The organism is Thiobacillus denitrificans ATCC 25259 (genome assembly GCF_000012745.1).
Classification (GTDB): domain Bacteria; phylum Pseudomonadota; class Gammaproteobacteria; order Burkholderiales; family Thiobacillaceae; genus Thiobacillus; species Thiobacillus denitrificans_B.
In genome coordinates this window covers 2,564,168-2,585,798 of sequence record NC_007404.1, presented here as the reverse complement: position 1 = coordinate 2,585,798, position 21,631 = coordinate 2,564,168, and the positions used below count along the sequence as shown (strand labels likewise).

23 protein-coding genes are annotated in these 21,631 nt (G+C 66.4%); 7 read left to right on the top strand and 16 right to left on the bottom strand.

Features of this window, described 5'->3' with window-relative positions; genetic code table 11:
* The first annotated feature begins 4 nt into the window (after window positions 1-4).
* The gene (locus TBD_RS12615) at window positions 5-826 is read left to right on the top strand and encodes a hypothetical protein (RefSeq protein ID WP_011313025.1); all 822 of its coding nucleotides are present in this window, start codon (window positions 5-7) and stop codon (window positions 824-826) included.
* A 57-nt stretch (window positions 827-883) separates the two neighbouring features.
* Here TBD_RS12615 and TBD_RS12610 read toward each other — a convergent pair whose 3' ends face one another.
* Window positions 884-1,198 carry a hypothetical protein gene (locus TBD_RS12610; RefSeq protein ID WP_011313024.1) on the bottom strand — a complete coding sequence of 105 codons (315 nt, stop codon included), beginning with the start codon at window positions 1,196-1,198 and terminating at the stop codon, window positions 884-886.
* A gap of 236 nt (window positions 1,199-1,434) precedes the next feature.
* Here TBD_RS12610 and TBD_RS12605 point away from each other — a divergent pair, with 236 nt between their 5' ends.
* Both TBD_RS12605 and TBD_RS14645 read left to right on the top strand, forming a co-directional pair.
* Window positions 1,435-1,818 (top strand): AF1514 family protein, encoded by a 384-nt coding sequence (locus tag TBD_RS12605; protein ID WP_011313023.1) that lies wholly within the window; start codon window positions 1,435-1,437, stop codon window positions 1,816-1,818.
* A 113-nt stretch (window positions 1,819-1,931) separates the two neighbouring features.
* Window positions 1,932-2,090 (top strand): DUF3309 family protein, encoded by a 159-nt coding sequence (locus TBD_RS14645; RefSeq protein ID WP_011313022.1) that lies wholly within the window; start codon window positions 1,932-1,934, stop codon window positions 2,088-2,090.
* A 65-nt stretch (window positions 2,091-2,155) separates the two neighbouring features.
* Here the strand turns inward: TBD_RS14645 and TBD_RS12595 are convergent, their stop codons facing one another.
* The 6 genes from TBD_RS12595 to aroE all read right to left on the bottom strand — a co-directional run bounded on the left by TBD_RS12595 (window position 2,156) and on the right by aroE (window position 9,025).
* Window positions 2,156-3,289 (bottom strand): pyridoxal-phosphate-dependent aminotransferase family protein, encoded by a 1,134-nt coding sequence (locus tag TBD_RS12595; RefSeq protein ID WP_011313021.1) that lies wholly within the window; start codon window positions 3,287-3,289, stop codon window positions 2,156-2,158.
* A 123-nt stretch (window positions 3,290-3,412) separates the two neighbouring features.
* On the bottom strand, window positions 3,413-4,168 hold the full coding sequence (locus TBD_RS12590; protein ID WP_011313020.1) for a tRNA 2-thiocytidine(32) synthetase TtcA: 756 nt from the start codon (window positions 4,166-4,168) through the stop codon (window positions 3,413-3,415).
* Complete coding sequence (gene msbA / locus TBD_RS12585; protein WP_011313019.1) at window positions 4,165-5,904, bottom strand: lipid A export permease/ATP-binding protein MsbA; 1,740 nt, start codon at window positions 5,902-5,904, stop codon at window positions 4,165-4,167. Before msbA ends, TBD_RS12590 begins: the two co-directional genes overlap by 4 nt.
* Complete coding sequence (gene mgtE / locus TBD_RS12580; protein ID WP_041432769.1) at window positions 5,901-7,343, bottom strand: magnesium transporter; 1,443 nt, start codon at window positions 7,341-7,343, stop codon at window positions 5,901-5,903. Before mgtE ends, msbA begins: the two co-directional genes overlap by 4 nt.
* A 186-nt stretch (window positions 7,344-7,529) precedes the next feature.
* The gene (mtgA, locus tag TBD_RS12575) at window positions 7,530-8,228 is read right to left on the bottom strand and encodes a monofunctional biosynthetic peptidoglycan transglycosylase (protein ID WP_011313017.1); all 699 of its coding nucleotides are present in this window, start codon (window positions 8,226-8,228) and stop codon (window positions 7,530-7,532) included.
* The gene (aroE, locus tag TBD_RS12570; RefSeq protein ID WP_011313016.1) at window positions 8,228-9,025 is read right to left on the bottom strand and encodes a shikimate dehydrogenase; all 798 of its coding nucleotides are present in this window, start codon (window positions 9,023-9,025) and stop codon (window positions 8,228-8,230) included. The genes mtgA and aroE overlap by 1 nt, the downstream gene beginning before the upstream one ends.
* 296 nt (window positions 9,026-9,321) lie before the next feature.
* Here aroE and glnA point away from each other — a divergent pair, with 296 nt between their 5' ends.
* From glnA to ntrC, 4 genes are all read left to right on the top strand, one after another.
* Complete coding sequence (glnA, locus tag TBD_RS12565) at window positions 9,322-10,731, top strand: type I glutamate--ammonia ligase (RefSeq protein ID WP_011313015.1); 1,410 nt, start codon at window positions 9,322-9,324, stop codon at window positions 10,729-10,731.
* A gap of 124 nt (window positions 10,732-10,855) precedes the next feature.
* On the top strand, window positions 10,856-11,320 hold the full coding sequence (locus TBD_RS12560; protein WP_011313014.1) for a DUF4124 domain-containing protein: 465 nt from the start codon (window positions 10,856-10,858) through the stop codon (window positions 11,318-11,320).
* Window positions 11,321-11,404: 84 nt separating this feature from the next.
* Window positions 11,405-12,496 (top strand): nitrogen regulation protein NR(II), encoded by a 1,092-nt coding sequence (glnL, locus tag TBD_RS12555; RefSeq protein ID WP_011313013.1) that lies wholly within the window; start codon window positions 11,405-11,407, stop codon window positions 12,494-12,496.
* A gap of 3 nt (window positions 12,497-12,499) precedes the next feature.
* A complete protein-coding gene (ntrC, locus tag TBD_RS12550) occupies window positions 12,500-13,930 on the top strand; it encodes a nitrogen regulation protein NR(I) (protein ID WP_011313012.1) in 1,431 nt (476 codons plus the stop codon).
* Between the two features lie 53 nt (window positions 13,931-13,983).
* On the opposite strand, the gene grxD is transcribed toward ntrC, so the two are convergent.
* The 9 genes from grxD to TBD_RS12505 all read right to left on the bottom strand — a co-directional run bounded on the left by grxD (window position 13,984) and on the right by TBD_RS12505 (window position 21,629).
* A complete protein-coding gene (grxD, locus tag TBD_RS12545) occupies window positions 13,984-14,304 on the bottom strand; it encodes a Grx4 family monothiol glutaredoxin (RefSeq protein WP_011313011.1) in 321 nt (106 codons plus the stop codon).
* Between the two features lie 60 nt (window positions 14,305-14,364).
* Window positions 14,365-15,456 (bottom strand): nucleotidyltransferase domain-containing protein, encoded by a 1,092-nt coding sequence (locus tag TBD_RS12540; RefSeq protein ID WP_011313010.1) that lies wholly within the window; start codon window positions 15,454-15,456, stop codon window positions 14,365-14,367.
* Window positions 15,453-16,382, bottom strand: coding sequence for an HprK-related kinase A (locus TBD_RS12535; RefSeq protein ID WP_011313009.1), 930 nt, complete (start codon window positions 16,380-16,382; stop codon window positions 15,453-15,455). The genes TBD_RS12540 and TBD_RS12535 overlap by 4 nt, the downstream gene beginning before the upstream one ends.
* Window positions 16,379-16,669: an HPr-rel-A system PqqD family peptide chaperone gene (locus TBD_RS12530; protein WP_011313008.1), complete on the bottom strand. Its 291-nt coding sequence runs from the start codon at window positions 16,667-16,669 to the stop codon at window positions 16,379-16,381. The genes TBD_RS12535 and TBD_RS12530 overlap by 4 nt, the downstream gene beginning before the upstream one ends.
* A gap of 12 nt (window positions 16,670-16,681) precedes the next feature.
* Window positions 16,682-17,350, bottom strand: coding sequence for a hypothetical protein (locus TBD_RS14365; protein WP_011313007.1), 669 nt, complete (start codon window positions 17,348-17,350; stop codon window positions 16,682-16,684).
* 135 nt (window positions 17,351-17,485) lie between these two features.
* Window positions 17,486-18,349, bottom strand: a complete 864-nt coding sequence (gene prmC / locus TBD_RS12520) for a peptide chain release factor N(5)-glutamine methyltransferase (RefSeq protein ID WP_011313006.1) — start codon at window positions 18,347-18,349, stop codon at window positions 17,486-17,488.
* A gap of 3 nt (window positions 18,350-18,352) precedes the next feature.
* On the bottom strand, window positions 18,353-19,435 hold the full coding sequence (prfA, locus tag TBD_RS12515) for a peptide chain release factor 1 (RefSeq protein WP_011313005.1): 1,083 nt from the start codon (window positions 19,433-19,435) through the stop codon (window positions 18,353-18,355).
* Window positions 19,432-20,682, bottom strand: a complete 1,251-nt coding sequence (gene hemA / locus TBD_RS12510; RefSeq protein ID WP_011313004.1) for a glutamyl-tRNA reductase — start codon at window positions 20,680-20,682, stop codon at window positions 19,432-19,434. The genes prfA and hemA overlap by 4 nt, the downstream gene beginning before the upstream one ends.
* A 41-nt stretch (window positions 20,683-20,723) precedes the next feature.
* The gene (locus tag TBD_RS12505) at window positions 20,724-21,629 is read right to left on the bottom strand and encodes a TauD/TfdA family dioxygenase (RefSeq protein WP_011313003.1); all 906 of its coding nucleotides are present in this window, start codon (window positions 21,627-21,629) and stop codon (window positions 20,724-20,726) included.
* Between the last annotated feature and the right edge of the window lie 2 nt (window positions 21,630-21,631).

The following is a 21,631-nucleotide window of genomic DNA, read 5'->3' as shown; positions in this document are numbered from 1 at the left end:
AGTCATGAGCGCATCGCGTTTGCTCGGCATGTTACTTGCCACCGGTCTCGTCGCCACCGCAGCCCACGCCGACCGCCCGCGTATTGCAGTCACCGATCTGACCTACGAGGAAAAGGTCGTCCAACCCTATATCAGGATCGACGCACGCGAGAAATCATCCTTGCGCGCTTCGAGTCGCGAGCGCGTCTCGGAGAGCGACGCCGCATCCCGCGCGACGGCCCGCGATTCGGTCGACGCGCGGCACGAATCGAGTTTTTTGCTCGAATCCGGCGTCGAAGAGCGGATCGACCGTGGCGAGGTGCGTAAGCTGGTTGCCGACATCAAGGGCGAGATGATCAAGGCGGGCTATCGCGTCAGCCAGCCGAAACCCTATACGGCGAAGGAGAACGAACGGATCCATGACGTGATCGATCGCATCAGGAAGGGCTATTTCCCGAATGCCGATTACGTCCTGTTTGGTACGCTGAGCAGCGCCCAGTTCCGTGACGAGATCAACCCGGTGGGGAATGGCAGCGCCTATTCCGCGACGCTGAGTCTCGAAGTGCTCGCCGAATTCAGCCTGGTGAATACCCGCACCTTTGAAGTGAAAGCTGGATTCAGCGCGTTGGGCGAGGGACAAGATGTCAAGCTGCTCGGCTCGCGCGCCGCGAAAGTCGTTCTGAATCGCGGCCGTGTCATGTCCGAAGCGTCGAAGAGCCTCGGGGCTGATGTGGTACGTCAGCTCGACGAACAGTACCGTCCGGGCGAGCCGAGATCTAAAGACGCGACGCGTCGCTACTCGGAAACGCGGGCGGAAAAGAAAGAGCAGGTCATCATCTACCAGTAGCGCGACGTTCCGGCAGCACACTGTGCTGTGGGGCCGCCTCCGTGGTATGGACCGGCGTCACAACCACGTGATGCGGCGTTGCAAGTTCGTCAATTCGACAGTGGCGGCCTTCACACCAGCACCGTCCGCCGTTGTTCCCACGACGACCGCCTTGCCTGCGAGCGGCACCAGATTGTCGAGCCTGAAACGCCCCTTGCCGGACTGATCGCGCAGGAAGCAGCTCTCGTCGAAGAACAGGCGGTCGCCGCTGGCGTCGATTTCCTCCGAGTCGATCGACTCGTAGCCGACCAAGCGGCGTATGCCATCGAGTCCGTCGGCAAGATCAACTGGGCTGACGGTCCTCTGGTTGGCGTCGATCAGATAGGCTTTCATGGCGTATCTCCTCGGAGGCGTGCCCTGTGAAGTATCGGTCATATCGTGCGCCGCCGCTTGCGCCAAGCCCCCGCCGGGTTTGCCGGACGGGTTTCAGCCTGTGCCTTCGCGGGGATAGGTCTTGTCCTACCGTTTTTTCCCGCTGTCGCTGCCAGAATCAAAGCGGCGCCGTTCTTTCGGGAGCGGCGGCGGCTCTGAACCTATTTTGTTTGTCAACGAAAGCTCAGGAGAACACCATGCAGCGAATCGCCTTATCGGACACTCCCGTCAACAATTTCGTTCAGGCGCGGCGCGCAGCCGTGGACAAAGCAGGCCAAATGCTTGATCAGCCCGTGATCGTCGCGTGGAAGGACGACACCAGCGGCAAGTTCGCGCCTGACATCCCGGGGGGCAAAGGGGACCGGTGGCACGACTACGGTGAAGCCAACGAAGGCGAGATCGAACTCGACGTCGCCGGCGCCTATCACTTCATCTTCACCGACGCCGAAGGCTTCGAGCAGCCTGATTCGATCGCCACGCTCGACCACGAGGGCAAGCAGTTCATGTGTCTCAACGACGCCTGCACCGAGGAAGACAAGCAGAAGCTCGGCTACTTTGCGGGCGGCGGCCACGGCGGCTAGCCCAGCCAGCGCCCGTTCGGGCTCGGGCGCTCGGCGTCGGGCGCCCGTCGCACAAGTCAGGACCAAGGGCCCGCGCGGGTGGGCCCCTCTCGCAACGTCACGAGGAGTAAGCCATGAGTGTGGGAACCATACTGTTGATCGTGCTGATCCTGATCCTGATCGGCGCAATTCCCGTCTGGCCGTACAGCCGCAGCTGGGGCTATGGCCCAACCGGCGGCATCGGTCTGCTCGTCATCATTCTGATCGTGCTGCTGCTGATGGGGCTGATATGACTACGGCCCCGCGCAGGGGCCGTCCTCATTCGCCGCTTGAATAGCGACGCGCCGCCGGGCCGACCTCAAGCCCCGGCTGCGCTTTTCTCGAGGCAGGCACTCAGCGCCTGCAGGCAAAGGTCGATGTTCGCCTGCTTGGCCGAATAGCCCATCAGGCCGATGCGCCAGATCTTGCCGGCCATGTCGCCGAGTCCGGCACCGATTTCGAGATTGAACTCGCTCAGGAGCCGGCTGCGGATCGCGGCTTCGTCGACGCCTTCAGGCACGTAGATCGAGTTGAGCTGCGGCAGGCGGGCGCTTTCCTCGACGACATAACGCAGGCCGAGCCCTTCGAGGCCAGCCTTCAGCTTCTCGTGCATCGCACGATGGCGCGCCCAGGAATTCTCCAGGCCTTCCTCCTCGAGCATCACCAGCGACTCGTGCAGGCCATACATCGGATTGATCGGCGCGGTGTGGTGATAGGTGCGTTTGCCCGCCGACTGCCAGTAGCCGAGCACGAGATTGAGGTCGAGGAACCAGCTCTGCACGGGCGTCTTGCGTGCTTTGATCTTTTCGATGGCACGTTCCGAGAACGAGACCGGCGAGAGGCCCGGCGTGCACGACAGGCACTTCTGGCTGCCGGAGTAAGCGGCGTCGATGCGCCACTGGTCGAGCAGCACGGGCGTTCCGCCCAGGCTCGTGACGCAGTCCAAGATCGTGAGCGCGCCGGCTTCCTGCGCGATCTTCGCCAGGGCCGCAGCGTCGGACTGCGCGCCGGTCGACGTCTCGGCGTGCACGAAGGCGAGCACCTTGGCGTCCGGGTTCGACTTGAAGGCATCGCGCACCTTTTGCGGGTCGACCGCTGCGCCCCAGGCGTCATCGACGACCACCGGCACGCCGCCCGTGCGCTTGACGTTCTCGAGCATGCGTCCGCCGAACACGCCGTTGCGGCAGACGATGACCTTGTCGCCGGGCTCGACGAGGTTGACGAAGCACATCTCCATCCCTGCCGAACCGGGGGCCGAAACCGGGAAGGTCAGCGCGTTCTCGGTCCGGAACGCCATGCGCAACATGGCCTTGATCTGCTCCATCAGGTCGACGAAGGCCGGGTCGAGGTGGCCGATCGTCGGACGCGCCATCGCGTCGAGCACGCGCTGCGGTACGTCGGACGGGCCGGGACCCATGAGGATGCGCTTGGGAGGGAGGAAGGAAGCCGTCATAACCTTGGTCTCGATGTGGAAAACGTCAAATAAAACAAAGGGTTGATTTTACGGCTAAAGCGGTGCGACCAAAACCCGTCCGAGCTCCGGCGCGTTTCTGGCGCCGGATCGCAACCGGCCGCGCTAGGCGGGCGGCTCTCCCATCAGCGGCCGCATTGCCGTGAGCAGGCTGTTGAAAATGCGCGGATGCTGCTTCTCCTGCTCGGCCAGCATCTGCTTCATTGCGTAGCGCTGCTGCGGCTTGGCGAAGCAGGCCGGGCAGTTCTCGAAAATGACGGGCAGGCCGGCGTCCGCCGCGAATGCGCGGGTCTGGCGTTCGCGCGCGTAGGCGAGGGGGCGGATGATCCTGAGGTCGCCGGCGTCGTTCAGATAATGCGGCGACATGGTCCTCAGCTTGCCGCCAAAGAACATCGACATCATCAGCGTCTCGGCGAGATCGTCGAGATGCTGCGCGAGCGCGATCACGTTGCAGCGCTGCTCGCGGGCGACGCGGTAGAGAATGCCGCGGCGCATCCTGGAACAATAGGCGCAGTAGGAATCGGTGTCCTTGGTCAGCGTCCTCTGCGCATCTTCGAGTATGGGTTGGGACTCGAGAAAATACGGCACGCCGAGCGCGGCCATGTAGGGCGCAAGCGGCGAGGGGTCGAACTGGTCGGACTGCGGGTCGACCGTGCACGCCAGCAGCTCGAACTTGACCGGGGCTTTCTGCTGCAGGTGATGCAGTGCGTGCAAGAGCGACAGCGAGTCCTTGCCGCCCGAGAGGCCGAGCAGGATGCGGTCGCCATCGCGGATCATGCGGTAGTCGCCGATCGCGCGGCCAGCCGCGGTGACGAGCGAGCGCGAAGGCTTGATCCAGGCGGTTTGCGGCGCGTCGTTCATTGCGAAAACTGCAGCGCGTGGAGTTGCGCGTAGCGGCCCTGCTTCGCGAGCAGGTCGGCGTGGGCGCCGGTTTCCACGATGCGTCCGCCTTCGAGTACGACGATGCGGTTCGCGCGCTCGATGGTCGACAGCCGGTGCGCGATGACGAGCGTCGTGCGGTTTTGCATGAGCGTCTCGAGTGCTGCTTGGACGTGGCGTTCGGACTCGCTGTCGAGCGCCGAGGTCGCTTCGTCGAGAATCAGGATCGGCGCGTTCTTGAGGATCGCGCGCGCGATGGCGATTCGTTGGCGCTGGCCACCCGACAGGCGCATGCCGTTCTCACCGATCAACGTGTCGAGGCCGTCGGGCATCGCCTGGATGAAATCCCAGGCATGCGCCGCGACGCAGGCCGCGCGGATCTCGTCGGGGCTCGCCTCGCGCTTGCTGCCGTAGGCGATGTTGTGCGCGAGCGTGTCGTTGAACAGCACGACGTCCTGCGACACCAGCGCGATGTGGCCGCGCAGGCTTTGCAGCTTGACGTCGCGGATGTCGACGCCGTCGAGCTCGATCCTCCCAGCATCCGGGTCGTAGAAACGCGGCACGAGGTTCGCCAACGTCGTCTTGCCCGAACCCGACGCACCGACGAGTGCGACCGTTTCGCCCGGCGCGATGTCGAGTGAAATGCGCGCGAGTGCAGGCGTCTGCTTGCCGGGGTAGGTCAGGCCCACGTCACGGAACGCGAGGCGGCCTTCGATGTGCGCCGGTTCGCGGGTGCCGGTGTCGCGCTCGGCGTCCTGGTCGAGCAGCGCGAAGATCGTCTCCGACGCCGCGAGGCCGCGCTGCAGCTGGTCGTTGACCGCGGTCAGGCGCTTGAGCGGCGCGAACAGCAGCAGCATTGCCATGAAGAAGGCGACGAAGCCGCCGACCGTCGTCGTGTTCGCACTCGCCTGCCCGGCCGCGATGAACACGATGATCGCAAGCGCGATGGCGGCGATGAACTGGATCACCGGCTCGTACACCGCGTTGGCCGCGACGCGCTTCATCTCGAACTGGCGCGCGAGGTTCGCCGCGCGATGGAAACGCGCCTGCTCGTAGGTTTCGCCGCCATAGAGCTTGACCACGCGATGGCCGCCGACGGCCTCGTCGACCACCTGCGTGAGGTCACCGATGTTCTCCTGCGCCTTGCGCGAGAGGCCGCGCAGGCGCTTGCTCGCGACGCGCACGACCCACAAGGTCAGCGGCACGAGCGCGAACACGATCAGCGTGAGCCGCCAGTTGAGCCACACGAGATAGCCGAGCAGCCCCAGAACGGTGACCGTGTCGCGCACGAGCGTCGTCAGCGAACTCGTCGCCGACTGCGTGACCTGGGTGACGTTGAACGCGAGCTGCGCAATCAGCTGGCCGCTGGGGTTCTGGTCGAAGTAACGCGTCGGCAACGCCATCAGCTTGTCGAACATCGCCGCGCGCAGGTCCATCACGAGGCGACTGCCGACCCAGGCCATGCTGTAGGTGCTGATGAAGCTCGCGACCCCCCTCAGGACGAACAGGCCCAGCAGCAAGAGCGGCACCCAGCGGATGAAGTCCTGGTCCTTGGCGACGAAGCCCTCGTCCAGCAGCGGTTTGAACAGCGCCGGCAGCATCGGCTCGGTCGCGGCGGTGAGGATCAGGCCGACAATCGAGAGCGCGAACATGCGCCAGTGCGGCTTCACGTAGCCGAGCAGGCGCCCGTAGAGATGACGGCTAGTCGGCGCGCTCACAGCAGCAGCAGGGTCGCGAGCCCGAGGAAGATGAAGAAGCCCATGCTGTCGGTGACGAAGGTCAGCAGCACCGACGAGCCGATCGCCGGGTCGCGCTTGACGCGCTCGAGTGTCATCGGGATGAAGATGCCGGCGAGTGCGGCGACGAGCAGATTGAGCAGCATCGCGAGTGCCATGACGCCGCCGAGTGCGGGGTTGTCGTAGAGCAGCCAGGCGAAGACGCCGACCGCCGAGCCCCAAACCAAACCGTTGAGCAGCGCGACGCCGATTTCCTTGAGCACCAGCCGGCGTGCGTTCGACGGCGTGATGTGGCCGAGCGCGAGGCCGCGGATGATCAGCGTGATCGTCTGGTTGCCCGAGTTGCCGCCGATGCCGGCGATGATCGGCATCAGCGCGGCGAGCGCGGCGAGTTTCTCGATGCTGCCTTCGAACGCGCCGATGACGCGCGATGCGACGAAGGCCGTCGCGAGGTTGATCGCGAGCCACATCCAGCGGTTCTTCGCGGCGCGCCAGACGGTAGAGAAAAGATCTTCCTCTTCCTTGAGGCCGGCCATCGACAGCATGTCGGCGTCGGCCGACTCGCGGATGTAGTCGACGACGGCGTCGATCGTGAGCCGCCCGATCAGTCGGCCCACGGCGTCCACGACCGGCGCCATCACGAGGTCGTAACGCTCGAAGGCCTGGGCCGCCTCCTGCGCCTCGTCCTCGGGGTGAAACTGCACGACGTCCTCGACCATCACGGCCGCGACCGACGCCTCGGGATCGGTCGTCAACAGGCGTTTGAGCGGCAGCACCCCGATCAGCCGCTCGTCGCGGTCGACGACGAAGAGTTTGTCGAGCTGGTCGGGCAGTTCGCCGAGCCGGCGCAGGTAGCGCAGTGCGACTTCGAGCGTGACGTCGGCGCGGATCGTCACCATCTCGAAATCCATGAGCGCGCCGACCGTGTCCTCGGGGTAGGCGAGCGCCGACTGCAGCAGCGCGCGCTTCTGCGCGTCGAGCGTCGTCAGCAGTTCCTCGATCACGTCGCGCGGCAGGTCGGCCGCGATGTCGGCGATCTCGTCGGTGTCGAGGGATTCCGCGGCGGCCAGAAGCTCCGCCTTGTCCATCGTCTGGATCAGCGATTCGCGAACCGAGTCGGAAACCTCGAGCAGGATCTCGCCGTCGCGCTCGGCCTTGACCAGATCCCAGACCAGCAGACGCTCGTCGAGCGGCAGCGCTTCGAGGATGTAGGCGACGTCAGCCGGGTGAAGTTGATCGAGCTTGCGCTGCAGCTCGGCGAGGTTCTGCTTGTGCACCAGGTTCTCGACCAGATCCTGGCGCGGCCCCCCCTGCCGGTGGACGAGCTCCTCTACCAGCCGCATCCGGGCGAGCAGGCTCTGCACCTGCGCGAGATGCGTCTCGAGGTCGTCCTGCGACTGGTTTTCGAGGTTTTCGGTCATGGGCGGGGTGGGGAAAGCCCCGCGATTGTAACGCGCTAGCATGGGCAGGCGGCTGGCCGGTGCCTACCGAGTCGGAACGTTGGCTCCGGGCATCTGGCGTCTGGCGTGAGAGCTTCGTCTATGCCGGTCGGGAACTGGAAGGCGCTCTCGTCCACACAATAGGGGGTTGGAGCGGAAAGCCTGCACTTATCGCGGCACCGCCACACTCCCCATATACCGCTTGATCAATACCACCCGCCTTTGATACAGCCGCGACCCGCGGTGGTTCTCGTACCAGCGCGGATTCGGGATCATCGCGGCCATGCGTGCAGCCTGGTCGCGGCTGAGGGTCGCGGCGGACTTCTTGTAGTAGCGGCGTGACGCGGCTTCGGCGCCGTAGATGCCGTTGCCCCATTCGATGACGTTGAGGTAGACCTCGAGGATGCGGCGCTTGCTCCAGGTCGACTCGATCATGAGCGTGATGACGACTTCCTGACCTTTGCGCAGGAAGCTGCGTTCGCCGGAGAGGAAGAGGTTCTTCGCGAGCTGCTGGGTGATCGTCGAGCCGCCGGCGACGAGGCGGCCTTTTTTCACATTCTTTTGGAACGCCTTCTGGATGCCCGCGACGTCGAAGCCGGCGTGCTCGACGAAGCGCGCGTCTTCGGCGGCGACGACTGCGCGCTTGAGATTATTGGAGATGCGGTCGTAGGGCACCCACTTGTGGCGCAGCACGGCGTCGCGGTTCTTCGCCTGCTGGCGCGCGAGGCCCGTTTCCATGAAGGCCGTGGAGCGGGGATCGTGGTCGATCCACCACAACACGTGCGCAAAGATCCAGAGCTGGTAGAGCAGCACCAGCGCGACGGCTGCCGCGACGCCCTTGCCGAGCCAGCGCCATAGCGTGCGCATCACGCGCGCAGGGCGGCGATGACCGGTGCCGTGTCAGGGCGCACGCCGCGCCAGAGGTGGAAGGCTTCCGCCGCCTGTTCGACGAGCATGCCGAGGCCGTCGGCGGTGTCCGCGCCGTGCGCTCTGGCAAACGCGAGAAAGGGCGTGTCGCGGCCGTACATCATGTCGTAGGCGAGCGCGCCGGTGCCGAAGACCTGCGGGGGCAGGGGCGGCAGCTCGCCGGCGAGGCTCGCTGCGGTGGCGTTGATGACGACGTCGAACGGCGTGTCGAGCGCGTCGAAGCCACAGGCCCGAAGCCGGCCGTCGAACAGTTCGGCAAGTTGCTCCGCGCGGCTGACCGTACGGTTGGCGATCACGAGCTCGGCGGGCGCCTGCTCGAGCAACGGCGCGATCACGCCGCGCGCGGCCCCGCCGGCGCCGACGAGCAGGATTCGCCTCGTGGCGAGGGGGCGCTTGAGATTACCCGTCAGGTCGGCGACGAGCCCTGTGCCGTCGGTGTTGTCGCCGAGTATGCCGTCGGCGTCGAACATGAGCGTGTTGACGGCGCCGGCGCGCTCGGCGCGCGGCGTCAGGCGATCGGCGAGACGGAAGGCCTCCTCCTTGAACGGGACCGTGACATTGGCACCGCGTCCGCCTTGGGCGGCGAACCGCGCAATGCTTTCGGTGAAACCCTCGAGCGGCGCGAGGATCGCCTCGTAGCACATGTCCTGCCCGGTCTGGCGGGCGAACGCGGCGTGGATCTGAGGCGACTTGGAGTGGGCGATCGGGTGCCCGAATACGGCGTAGCGGTCGGTCATGGCGGGCGTATTCTAGCGTTCCCGGGGCCTATTCGCGTTGTCGTCTCGTATACGGCCATAAGGCTCGAAAAAGGTGTGCACCAAGACGGGGCACGGACGTAATCGCTCCGCCCTATAATGGAGCGTCCCGGGCCGCGCCTTTCAGACTATGCCGCGCCGCGCGCCTTGTGGCACAATGCTCCGCGCCCGTTTTTGTGCATGGCACGGTTGCTGCTAATAGTCTTTGTGTGACGCCGGTGTTGCGGATGCTGCCACCTGAGTCGAATTCAACCCCCATTTCAGTTAGGAGATCCAGCATGGCCGTGGCCGATGTGCTCAAGAGAATTCAGGACGACGAAGTGAAGTTCGTCGACCTGCGCTTCACCGATACGCGTGGCAAGGAACAGCACGTTTCGATTCCTGCCCGCATCGTGACCGAGGACTGGTTCGAGGACGGCCATCCCTTCGACGGCTCCTCGATCGCCGGTTGGAAAGGCATCCAGGCGTCCGACATGCTGCTCAAGGCCGATCCCGACTCGGCCTACATGGATCCCTTCTTCGACGAGCCCACGCTGATCCTGACCTGCGACGTGATCGAGCCGTCCGACGGCAAGGGCTACGAGCGCGATCCGCGTTCGGTCGCGCGTCGCGCCGAGGCCTACCTCAAGTCGACGGGGCTGGCCGATACGGCTTACTTCGGACCCGAGCCCGAGTTCTTCATTTTCGATTCGATCACCTGGCACGACGACATGTCGGGCTCGGGCGTGAAGATCAATTCGGAGGAGGCCGCCTGGTCGTCCGCCGAGAAGTTCGAGAACGGCAACACCGGCCACCGTCCGGGCATCAAGGGCGGCTACTTCCCGGTGCCGCCGGTCGACAGCCTGCAGGACATCCGCGCTGCGATGGTCGTTGCGCTGGAAGAAGCCGGCGTTCCGGTCGAAGTCTTCCACCACGAAGTCGCGACCGCGGGCCAGTGCGAGATCGGGACCCAGTTCAGCACGCTGACCAAGCGCGCCGACTGGACGCAGGTTCTCAAGTACATCGTGCACAACGTCGCCCACGCCTACGGCAAGACGGCGACCTTCATGCCCAAGCCCATCGTCGGCGACAACGGTTCCGGCATGCACGTGCACATGTCGCTGTGGAAGGACGGCAAGAACACCTTCGCCGGCAACGGCTACGCCGGGCTGTCCGAGACCGCGCTCTATTACATCGGCGGCATCATCAAGCACGCCAAGGCACTGAACGCGATCACCAATCCGGGCACCAACTCGTATAAGCGTCTGGTGCCGGGCTTCGAAGCGCCGGTCATGCTGGCCTACTCGGCCCGCAACCGCTCGGCGTCGATTCGCATTCCGATCGCTGCGAGCGAGAAGGCACGCCGCATCGAGGTTCGTTTCCCGGACCCGCTGGCCAACCCCTATCTGGCGTTCTCCGCGCTGATGATGGCGGGCCTCGACGGCATCCAGAACAAGATCCACCCCGGCGACCCCGGCGATAAGGACTTGTACGACCTGCCGCCCGAAGAGGATGCGAAGATTCCGAAGGTCTGCCACAGCCTCGAAATGGCACTCGACGAGCTCGACAAGGACCGCGAGTTCCTGACTCGTGGCGGCGTGTTCACGAACGACATGATCGATGCCTACATCACGCTGAAGATGGAAGAGGTCACGAAGTTCCGCATGACCACGCACCCGGTCGAGTTCGCGATGTACTACTCGCTGTAAACGCGCGGCGCTCGAGAAAGGCGGCTTCGGCCGCCTTTTTTTTGCGCCCGCGAGGCGGCGTCCCGCCTTCAAGATTCAGCGGTCGCCTTCCGTTAACAAGGCGGTACGCTACACTCGAAGCCCCATGCGAACCGCCCTGTCCCTTCTCTCGTGCCTGTTTCTCGCCGCGCCCGCGCACGCCGAGATCTACAAGTTCGTCGACGAAAACGGCCACGTGACGTTCACCGACGTGCACCGAAAAGGTGCGAAACGCATCGACCTGCCTGGCGCGCCAGCGCCGCTGGCCCGCCCGCAAGGCCCGCGCCGCGCGTCGTATTCGCCGAGCCCTGCCAACTTTCCGCGCATCGATGCGGGGACGCAGAAGCGGCGCGACGACGTCCGGCGCCGGGTTCTCGAGGACGAGATCGCCGGCGAGCGCAACAGCGCCGACGAAGCCCGCCGGCAGCTCAAGCTCGGCGAGCGCATGCTGCCGGGCGAGCGCGCGACCGACGCGAGCTATCTCGATCGCGTCAAGCGACTGCGCGCAGCCGTGCAACAACACGAGCAGAACGTTTCGGCGATCCAGCGCGAACTCGCCAACCTGAAGTAAAGCGAAGGCGGCCGGCACCGCCGCACCCGGGCGCGCGAGGCTTCGTTGCTCGGCTCTGGCACAATCAGTGCTTCGATAGAGCGCATGAGCATGCCGTCGCCCTCTTACCCCGAGTATGCCGGACTGGACTGCCTGTCCACGGGTGCCATGATTCTCGATGGCGCGGGCGGGGTCGTCTATCTGAACCCCGCTGCCGAGACGCTGCTCGGCGTGTCCGGGGTGCTCCTCGTCGGCGCCGAGGCGTCCACACTCTTCGAGCGCAGCCCCGAATTGCTGGCAGCGATCGAGACCGCGCGCACCCAGCAGGAAACCGTCGTCGAATACGAACTCGATGTCGTCGCCAGCGGGCATCCGCCGATACGCGTCGGCTGCAGCGTCTCGCCGCTCGAGCGGCCGCGCTACGGCGTGCTGGTTGAAATGCGCGCGGTCGACCCGCAGTTGCGCATCGCGCGGCTGGAGCAGGCGCGGCTTCAGCAGGAAGCCAACCGCGAGCTCCTGCGCAACCTCGCGCACGAAATAAAAAACCCGCTCGGCGGCATCCGCGGCGCGGCGCAGCTGCTCGAACACGAACTCCCTCGGGAAAGCCTGCGCGAGTACACCCAGGTCATCATCAAGGAGTCCGACCGCCTTCAGTCGCTGATGGAGCGCCTACTGACGCCGCACCGCGTGCCGCATTTCGGTGCAGTGAACATTCATGAGGTGCTCGAGCGGGTTCGCAGCCTCGTTCTCGCCGAAACGCCCGGCGTCACGCTGCGCCGCGACTACGACGTCAGCCTGCCCGAAATCCGCGGCGACGCCGAGCAGCTGATCCAGGCGACGCTCAACATCGCGCGCAACGCGGTGCAGGCCATGCACGGTAACGGGGCCGGACATGGTAATGGACACGGGCGCGGCGCGGGCGAGCTGGTGTTCCGCACCCGTGTCGCGCGCCAGATCACGCTCGAGAGTCGGCGCTATCAACTGGGCCTGCGCGTCGAGATCATCGACAACGGCCCCGGCATTCCCGACAGCATTCGCGACCAGATCTTCTTTCCGCTGGTGTCGGGGCGCGAAGGCGGCAGTGGCCTCGGCCTCGCCGTCGCGCAGACCCTGGTCTCGCAGAACCACGGCACGCTCGATTGCGAAAGCCGCCCCGGGCGGACCGTGTTTTCAATCTTTCTCCCACTGCCCGTCTGAACCATGGCCAAACCGAATCCTGTCTGGATCATCGACGACGACCGCTCCATCCGCTGGGTGCTCGAAAAAGCCCTGCTGCGCGAGGCGATCGCGTGCATGACCTTCAGCTCGGCGTCGGACGCGCTGCGCGAACTCGAGCGCAGTCAGCCGAGCGTCGTCCTCTCCGACATCCGCATGCCAGGGGTGTCGGGACTCGAGCTGCTGCAGGCGCTGAAGGAGCGACTGCCGAAGGTGCCGGTCATCATCATGACCGCGTATTCCGATCTCGACAGCGCGGTCGCGGCCTTCCAGGGCGGCGCCTTCGAATATCTGCCCAAGCCTTTCGACGTCGATCAGGCGCTCGATCTGGTGAACCGCGCGCTGACCGAAAATGCGAGCCGCGACGTGCCGGCGAGCAGCGACGTGCCGGTGCCCGAAATGCTCGGGCAGGCGCCGGCGATGCAGGAGGTGTTTCGCGCCATCGGTCGGCTCGCGCACTCCCACGCCACCGTGCTGATCACCGGCGAATCAGGCAGCGGCAAGGAACTCGTCGCGCGCGCGCTGCACCGCCACAGTCCGCGCGCGAGCGGGCCGTTCATCGCGCTCAACACCGCGGCGATCCCGCGCGATCTGCTCGAATCCGAACTCTTTGGCCACGAGCGCGGCGCTTTCACCGGCGCCGCGGCCCAGCGGCGCGGACGCTTCGAACAGGCGGACGGCGGCACGCTGTTCCTCGACGAGATCGGCGACATGCCGGCCGACCTGCAGACCCGCCTGCTGCGCGTGCTCTCCGACGGGCAGTTCTACCGCGTCGGCGGCCACACGCCGATGAAGGTCAACGTCAGGGTGATCGCGGCGACTCATCAGGACCTCGAGGAGCGCGTGCGGCAGGGCCTGTTTCGCGAGGACCTGTTTCATCGCCTGAACGTGATTCGCCTGCGCCTGCCCGCCCTGCGCGAGCGGCGCGAGGACATTCCGCTGCTGGTCCGCCACTTCATGCAGAAAAGCGCGCGCGAACTTGGCGTCGAGGTGAAAGGCATTGCGGACACGGCGATGAAGGCGCTGGTCGGCCTGCCGTGGAGCGGCAACGTCCGCCAGCTCGAAAACATCGCGCATTACCTGACGGTCATGGCGCCGGGCCAGGTCGTCGAAGTCGGCGATCTGCCTGCGGATCTGATGCAGGCGGGCGCCGAGCCGGCGGCCGGAAACTGGCTGCAGAGTCTGGCGGCCGAGGCGAGCGCCCGGCTCGCACAGGGCGAGGCCGCGATACTCGACGAACTCACGCGCGCCTACGAGCGAACGCTGATCGAAGTCGCGCTGCGCCACACCGGCGGGCGCCGCATCGAAGCCGCGCATCTGCTGGGCTGGGGCCGCAACACGCTGACGCGCAAGATTCATGAACTCGGCCTCGACGGCGCGGGGGGCGACGAGCCGAGCCCGGAGCAGCCGGGGTGAGGGCATGAAAAACGCCGACCTAGGGTCGGCGTTTCAAGTCGGCGTCGCGCGGGTCAGGCGGTTTGCGCTTCTTCGAGCAGTTTCTGGATTTCGCCCTTCTGGTACATCTCGATCATGATGTCGGACCCGCCGATCAGTTCGCCCTTGACGTAGAGCTGGGGGAAGGTCGGCCAGTTCGCGTAGTACTTCAGGTTCTCGAAGATTTCAGGGTCGGCCAGCACATTGACGGCCAGGAAATCCTTGACGCCGCAGGCCTGCAGCACCTGCGCCGCGCGCGACGAGAAACCGCACTGCGGAAACTGCGGCGTGCCTTTCATGTACAGAACGATGGCGTTGTTGGTGACTTGCTCGCGGATGCGATCGAGGGGGGTCATGAAGCGCTCCTGAATACCTGAGTGGAATACTCGGGAATTATACGCACGCGGCCATCGCCGTCAAGCGGTCTTCGGCGTGCGGCGAGTGGGACTGACGAAGGCCTTGTGGAGCAGGTGGGGAACGAGCAGGTGCATCGGCATGCGCAGCCAGTGCGCGCGCACGAAGGCGGCGAAGCGCGCCGCCGGCGTGAAGGCGTCGGCGCAGCTCGCGTGGGTCGGCGCCAGCGCGCGCATGAACACGCGATCCATTACGGCGAGCATTGCGGCCGAGGGTGCGGCGGGCGCCAGTGCGGCGATCGCGCTCTCGGGAATCGGCGTGTCGAGGAAATGGCGCAGATAGCGCAAGGCGTAAAAAAGCGAGCGGCCGAGCTCGAGTTGCTCGGCCCGGGCGACGAGGCGCGGCCAGAAATCGTCGGCGACGTCGCGCAGCAGCAGGTCGAGATCGCTCAGATCGCGCAGGCTATGCGGCAGTTCGCCGTCGTGGAATAGATGCGTGGCGGCGTGGAGGATGCGGTCCTCCGCGCTCAGCACATGGATTCCCGGCAGCGACTCGACCGCGACGATGCGGCTGCGCAGCAGGCCAGAATCCGGGTGATAGCGCGCGGTGTCGGGCAGGATGGCGTGATGGACGTCGAGCACCGTATCGCGCTGCACGTGCTTGAGCGGGGGGATCTCGTGCATCCAGCGCCGGTAGTAGCGTTTGTCGTACTCGGAGAGCCCCGTCGCGTGCCAGCCGGCGAGCATGAGCGACGATTCGGCGTCGGCGAGCGCCGTCCGCGGTACGAGAATGTCGATGTCGTTGAAGAGCCGCCCCTGCGCAGCCGGGAGGTCCGCGGCGACGTAGGCTGCGCCCTTGAGAACGATGACCGGGGCGCCGAGCCTGCGCAAGGCGGTTGCGATCTGTCGTAGCTCCCAGCACACCGCGGTTCGCTGCTTCGCGGCCAGCGTTTCGGCCGCGTCGAAATGCCAGCGCACGACGCCTGGCAGACTGTTTGCCATGCCGTGCTCGCGCAGGCGATGCGCGAGCCGCGCGAGCAGACCGGCGGCGCGGGCTTGCCGCACGAGCGTATCCCAGTCCGCCATCGACAGCCGCCCGGCGGCCTCGGGCGTGTGAAGAATGTGGGCAAGCAGCGGGCGCGGGGGGCGTTTCATGACAGCGAGGACGGGCGGCTTTCGGCGAGGCGATCGAACGCGCGCACGGCTTCGTGCAAGTCGCTGTAGCGAAAGTCGTAGCATGCTGCCTGGTCGACGAGCGCGGTGCCCGCGCGGAACCCGTCGGCGCCGAGATGGCTGTAGTTGAAGGCGTTCTGCGCGAGGAACATGAAGGTCTGCGCCCGCGAGCGCGGGGTCAGCGTGGTCGCCGCACCGGCCTGCCACTGCGGGAAGATGACCCAGCCCGGGCGGGCTGCCTCGTGCTGCCGCAGCACGCTGTCGCGCGGCGGCCGCATGTGGGCGACCGTGCCCTTGACCGTATCGTGCGAGGCGCGATTGATATACGCCTCGGCGTCGAAGCGGCGGACGACATCGATCGACGTGTTTTTCAGACTGACCGGTCGGGGGAGCGGCTGGATCAGGCCGGTCTTGCGGTGGATCAAGGTGAGTTCGTCCGACAGCAGGCGCCAGCCGGACAGAACGAGGCCGGCGGTCAGCGTGCTCTTGCCGGAGCCCGGGGGGGCCGGCAGGACCGCCGCAAGGCCGTTCTTCTCGACGACGGCGGCGTGAATGATGAGGTAATGGTGCGCTTGGGTGGAGACGCACCAGTTGAGGCCCCATTCGAGCATCGGAAACGCCTGGTCGCGGGGCAGGGGCTTGAACGGCTGCGTGCCGTCGAAATAAAAGCTCACCTGCGGACGCAGCCAGCGGCGCACGCCGGCGGGCGCGTTGACCGAGACATGGAAATCCGCGAAGGCTTCGTGTGCGCTGCGCACCTCGAACTGGCCGTAGAGCTCGGCGAGTCCTTCCGCGACGAAGGGCACGCGCGACTGCAGCCTGAGCGAGAACGGGCCGGTACGCATCCATACGCCCGGGCCCGCGAGCTGCCGGCGCAGTTCGGTGCGCGGCAGTTGCAGCAGCTTCATGCGGTTTCCAGCAGGCCGATTTCGTGCAGACGGTGCAACGTGTCTTCGGCCGCTTCGCGGAAGGACGCGCTTTCGGCGACGCCGAGTCGCGCGGCCAGGGCGCTCGTGAGTTCGCTCACGGTGTAGCCCGGATGGTCACGACAGGTCTCGTACAGCGCCAGCGTCAGCGGTCTCAGGTAATGGGTGTCGCCCGAGGCGGTATTGAACAGAACGGCCTCGTTGTCCCAGGATTTTAAGAGCCAGCCATCAGCGTGAACGGCGGCTCCTTTTTTGGTCGGTACGGACAAAGCGTTCCGAGTTTATCGCTTTTTGCCGGGCTTGGGCCCGTCGAGGCTGACCGTGCACTGCTGCGCGTCGCCCTCGTTGCCGAGCGGGCAGACGCGTTCATTGAGCGACTGGAACATGTTCTTCAGGCCCTCGGGATCGGTGGCCGCGTATCGGTTCCAGAGGTCGTAGATGTCCCGTGTGTTGTAGCCGTAGCTGTAGTTCGCCGGGTAGGGGGCCGCCGAGTTCAGCAGCGCTGCGATCGCGTGGGCGCCGAGTTGATAGGGATCCTCGTTGCCGTTCATCGCGAGCACCTGCATCATCGTCTTGCCCGCGTCGCGCAGCGCGCCGGGGAAGGGGAAACGCGTGCCGTCGTTGTCCCATTCGCTGCAGACGTTGCCGCTGCCCGTCGCCTCGCACTGCAGGCAGGTTCCCGGTCGGAAGTCGGAGGGCCAGTTCAGCGGGTGGTTCAGCCAGTAACCCGGCGTGCAGCCGGCGCAGATGACGCCGCCCGGCTGCGACAGATTGCCCGAGGCCATGCCTGAAATCGTGCACTGGTTCGCCCACACCGGACGGCTCGCGAGCGTGAAGATCGCCGATGCGCCCAGCGCTGCGCCCGTCAGCCTGCGGCGGGACTCGTTGACGGCGTCGATCTGCGGGGCAGCAGGGGCAGTGCTGGAGGTCTCAGGGTCGCGGTTAGACATGGCTAGCCTCAGTCATTATTAGGATTCGTCCGGTTACCAGCAAGAATCGCACCAGCATCTCGATGCCGGCTGGCGAAGCCCGCGGGCGCGTGCGGGGCGGTGGGCTGGACGCAAGCCATGCCGGGCACCTGTAAATTATTTCGACAATTCCGCGCCGCTCACGCGCGGGTTGCCGGCGAGGTCATGCCAGCAGCGCGGGCGGGCGAAGCCGCCGCTGCGAAGCAGCGCATGCACCGCGTCGGCCTGGTCGTAGCCGTGCTCCAGCAACAGCATTCCAGGGCGCCGCAGGTGGTCGCGCGCCCCGTCGATCAGCCGCCGCAGCTCGTCGAGTCCATCCGCACCAGAGGCCAGCGCGGCGACCGGTTCGTGGCGCAGGTCGCCTCGGGCGAGATGCGGGTCGGCGTCGGCGATGTAGGGCGGGTTCGCGACGATGAGGTCGTAGCTGCGCCCCGTCAGGTCGCTGAACCAGTCGCCGGCCGAAAATTCGACGCTGGCGCCGAGCGTTTGCGCGTTGCGGCGGGCGAGCGCCAGCGCAGCTGGCGAGCGCTCGACCGCGGTCACGCGCGCCCGCGAGCGCTCCAGCGCCAGCGTGATCGCGATGCAGCCGCTGCCGGTGCCGAGGTCGAGCACCGTGGTCGTCTCGTCGGGCGGGATCCGTGCGAGCGCCAACTCGACGAGGAGTTCGGTCTCCGGCCGTGGAATCAATACCGCGGGCGATACTTCGAACCTGCGCCCGTAGAACTCGCGCGCGCCGACGATGTAGGCGATCGGTTCGCCGCCCAGGCGCCGGGCGAGCAGCGCGTCGAAGGCGGCGGTTTGCGGCGCCGTCGCCACATCGGTGTCGTGCGCGATGAGCCAGGCCGGCGTCACCTGCCAGGCGTGGGCGGCGAGCACGCGGGCTTCGAGCCGGGCTTCGCGCTTGTCGAGCCCGAGCGCGCGGCCGACTCGGTCGGTCGCGACGTCGAGCAGGCCAGCGACGGTGGCCGCGTGCCCGGTCATCGCTCAGCCCTCGCCGGACAAGGTCGCCAGCTGCGCGGCCTGGTGCTCGGCGGCGAGCGCGTCGAGCAGTTCGCCGAGGTCGCCGTCCATCACCGCATCGATCTTGTAGAGCGTGAGATTGATGCGGTGGTCGGTGATGCGGCCCTGCGGGAAGTTGTAGGTGCGGATGCGGTCCGAGCGGTCGCCGCTGCCGATCAGGCTTTTGCGGGTGCTCGCCTCACTCGCCTGCTGGGCCTGGATTTCGCGGTCCTTGAGCCGCGCCGCAAGCACGCTCATGGCCTGTGCGCGGTTGCGATGCTGGGAGCGGTCGTCCTGGCATTCGACCACGAGGCCGGTCGGCAGGTGAGTGATGCGGACCGCGGAATCGGTTTTGTTGATGTGCTGGCCGCCCGCACCCGAGGCGCGGAAGGTGTCGATGCGCAGGTCTGCCGGATTGATGTCGACCTCGCCGACCTCTGCGGCTTCGGGCATCACGGCGACCGTGCAGGCCGAGGTATGGATGCGGCCCTGCGATTCGGTCTCCGGCACGCGTTGCACGCGATGTCCGCCGGACTCGAATTTCAAGCGCGAATAAGCGCCCTCGCCGACGATCCGCACGATGACTTCCTTGTAGCCGCCGACTTCGCCGGGACTCTCGGACACGATTTCGACCTTCCAGCGCTGGCGCTCGGCGTAGCGCGTGTACATGCGCAGCAGGTTGCCGGCGAACAGTGCCGACTCGTCGCCGCCTGTGCCGGCGCGAATCTCGAGGAAGATGTTGCGTTCGTCGTTGGGGTCGCGCGGCAGCAGCGCGGTTTGTAGTTCGTTTTCGAGCTCGGTGATGCGTGCCGCACCGTCGGCGAGCTCGGCCTCGGCGAGCTCGCGCATGTCGGCGTCGGCGAGCATCTCCTGCGCGGTCTTCTGGTCGGCCTCGACCTGCTTGTACTGGCGGTACAGGCCCACCACCGGCGACAGCTCGGCGTGCTCGCGTGTGAGCTTGCGATAACTGTCCATGTCCGCCGCGACCTCGGGCTGCGCGAGGAGGGCGTCGAGCTCTTCGAGTCGCTCGTCGGCGCGCGCGAGCTTGTCGGCGAGCGTCGCCTTCATTCCGGGTGCAGCCCGTAGAGCTGGCTGATCAGGCGGACCAGTTCGGCGCGCTCCTCGGGCGTGGCGTGGCTCAGGCCGTGGGTCGGCGCGTGCAGGAATTTGTTCGCGAGGCCGTGGCTCATCGCATCGAGCACCGCGTGGGGATCGTCACCGCGCGCGAGCGCCTTGTGGGCCTTGTCGAGTTCGTGGCGGCGATGGCGCTCGGCGGCGTCGCGCAGGCCGCGGATGACCGGAACGAGCTCGCGTCCCTCCATCCAGTGGATGAAGCTCGCGACGCTGGTCTCGATGATCGCCTCGGCCTGCGCGACCTGCGCGACGCGGTTGTCCATTCCCTCGCGCACCACCTGGCCGAGGTCGTCGACGCTGTAGAGGAAGACGTCGTTCATGTCGGCGACTTCCGCTTCGACGTCGCGCGGCACGGCGAGGTCGACGATGAAGATCGGGCGGTGGCGGCGCTGCCGGATCGCGCGCTCGAGCATGCCCTTGCCGAGGATGGGCAGCGGGCTCGCGGTCGAGGTGATGATGATGTCGTAGGCGGCGACTTCGTCCGGGAGCGCGGTCAGCGGGATCACGCCCGCGTTGAAGCGCTCGGCCAGCGGGCGCGCGCGCTCGGTCGTGCGGTTGGCGACGGTCATGCGGCGCGGATGCTGGGCAGCGAAATGAGTCATGCACAGCTCGATCATTTCGCCGGCGCCGATGAACAGGCAGGCCTGTTCCTTGACGCTCGGGAAAATGCGCTCGGCGAGCCGCACCGCGGCAGCCGCCATCGATACCGAGTTGGCGCCGATTTCGGTGCTGCTGCGGACCTCCTTGGCGACCGAAAAGGTGCGCTGGAACAACTTGTGCAGCAGCAGCCCGAGCGTGCCGGCTTCCTCGGCGGCGGCGACCGCCTGCTTCATCTGGCCGAGGATCTGGGTCTCGCCGAGCACCATCGAGTCGAGCCCGGCCGCGACGCGAAACGCGTGCTGCGCGGCTTTTTCACGCGGCAGCGTGTAGAGATAGGGCGCGAGTTCGCGCACGTCGAGATGATGGAAGTCGGCGAACCACTGCGAGAGCGCGTCGGGCGACACGGTGTTGACGTAAAGCTCGGTGCGGTTGCAGGTCGACAGAATCGCGGCTTCGGACGCGCGCTTGCTCAGGGTTAGTTCATGCAGCGCCTGGACGAGCTTGTCGGGCCCGAAGGCTACCTGTTCGCGGATCGCGAGCGGTGCGGTGTGATGATTGACCCCGAGGGTGAGCAGCTGCATGACGACGGCGGAAGGCCGAAACAGGAGACCGCTATTCTACTTTACCCGCGGCCCCGGCCGCGCGCGGCGAAGTCGAGGCGGTCGTAGTAACGCCCGCGATAGAGCAGGCGGCGACGCCCTGGCGAGTCGGAAAACGCGCTGCGTGTGTGCAGCACGTTGTTGCAGACGAGGCCCATACCGGGCCGTAGCCGTGCGCTGAGGATGTAGGGCGAGCCGGCAAGGATCTCGGTGAGCGCTTTGACTGCGCATTGCGTGAGCGCGTCGTCCTTCCAGACGATCGAGCGGGTACGGGCCGTGTAGCGCATGTACAGGAAGCCCTGGTCCGGGTCGACCGCGAACACCGGGCCGCTCTGCGCGGGACGCGCGATGTCGTTCTCGTCCATGCGCGCCGGAATCGTCATCGCGTCGGGCTGCATGAGTGCGGCGACATAGTCGGGATCGGTGTCACGCAGCTGGATGTAGGCGATTTCGTGATCGAGCAGCGCGTTCTCGCCCCCTGCCTCGGCGTCCTGTGCACAGTGCAGCGTCATGCCGAGGATGCGCCGGTCGAGCGCGTTGTAATAGCCGTCGGTGTGCCAGTTGATCGGCTTGTGCGTGTAGGGGATGTAGTCGCCGCGCACGGTGCCTTCGTCGCCGGCCGGCGTGATGCTCGAGAGCCCGTCCTCGTCGGCGAGGTAATTGCCTTCGAGCCGGGTCAGGCCGAGTTGGCGCGCGAGTTCGCTGGCGAGCGACTTGTCGGCAGCGGGAAGATGCGGCGCGCTGTAGATCGCCATGTTGGCGCGTCCGCAGCGATCTGCGAGTGCGGCGGTCTCGGCCGCCGTCAACTGGCGCGGGTCGGCGAGCGGCACGACGAGTTCGTCGGCGCTGCGCGGATAGGCGGCGAGCTTGGCGTCGCGCCAGGCGCGGTAGGCCGACGCGTTGCCGAGGTCGAAGGGAGAGCCGCGCAAGC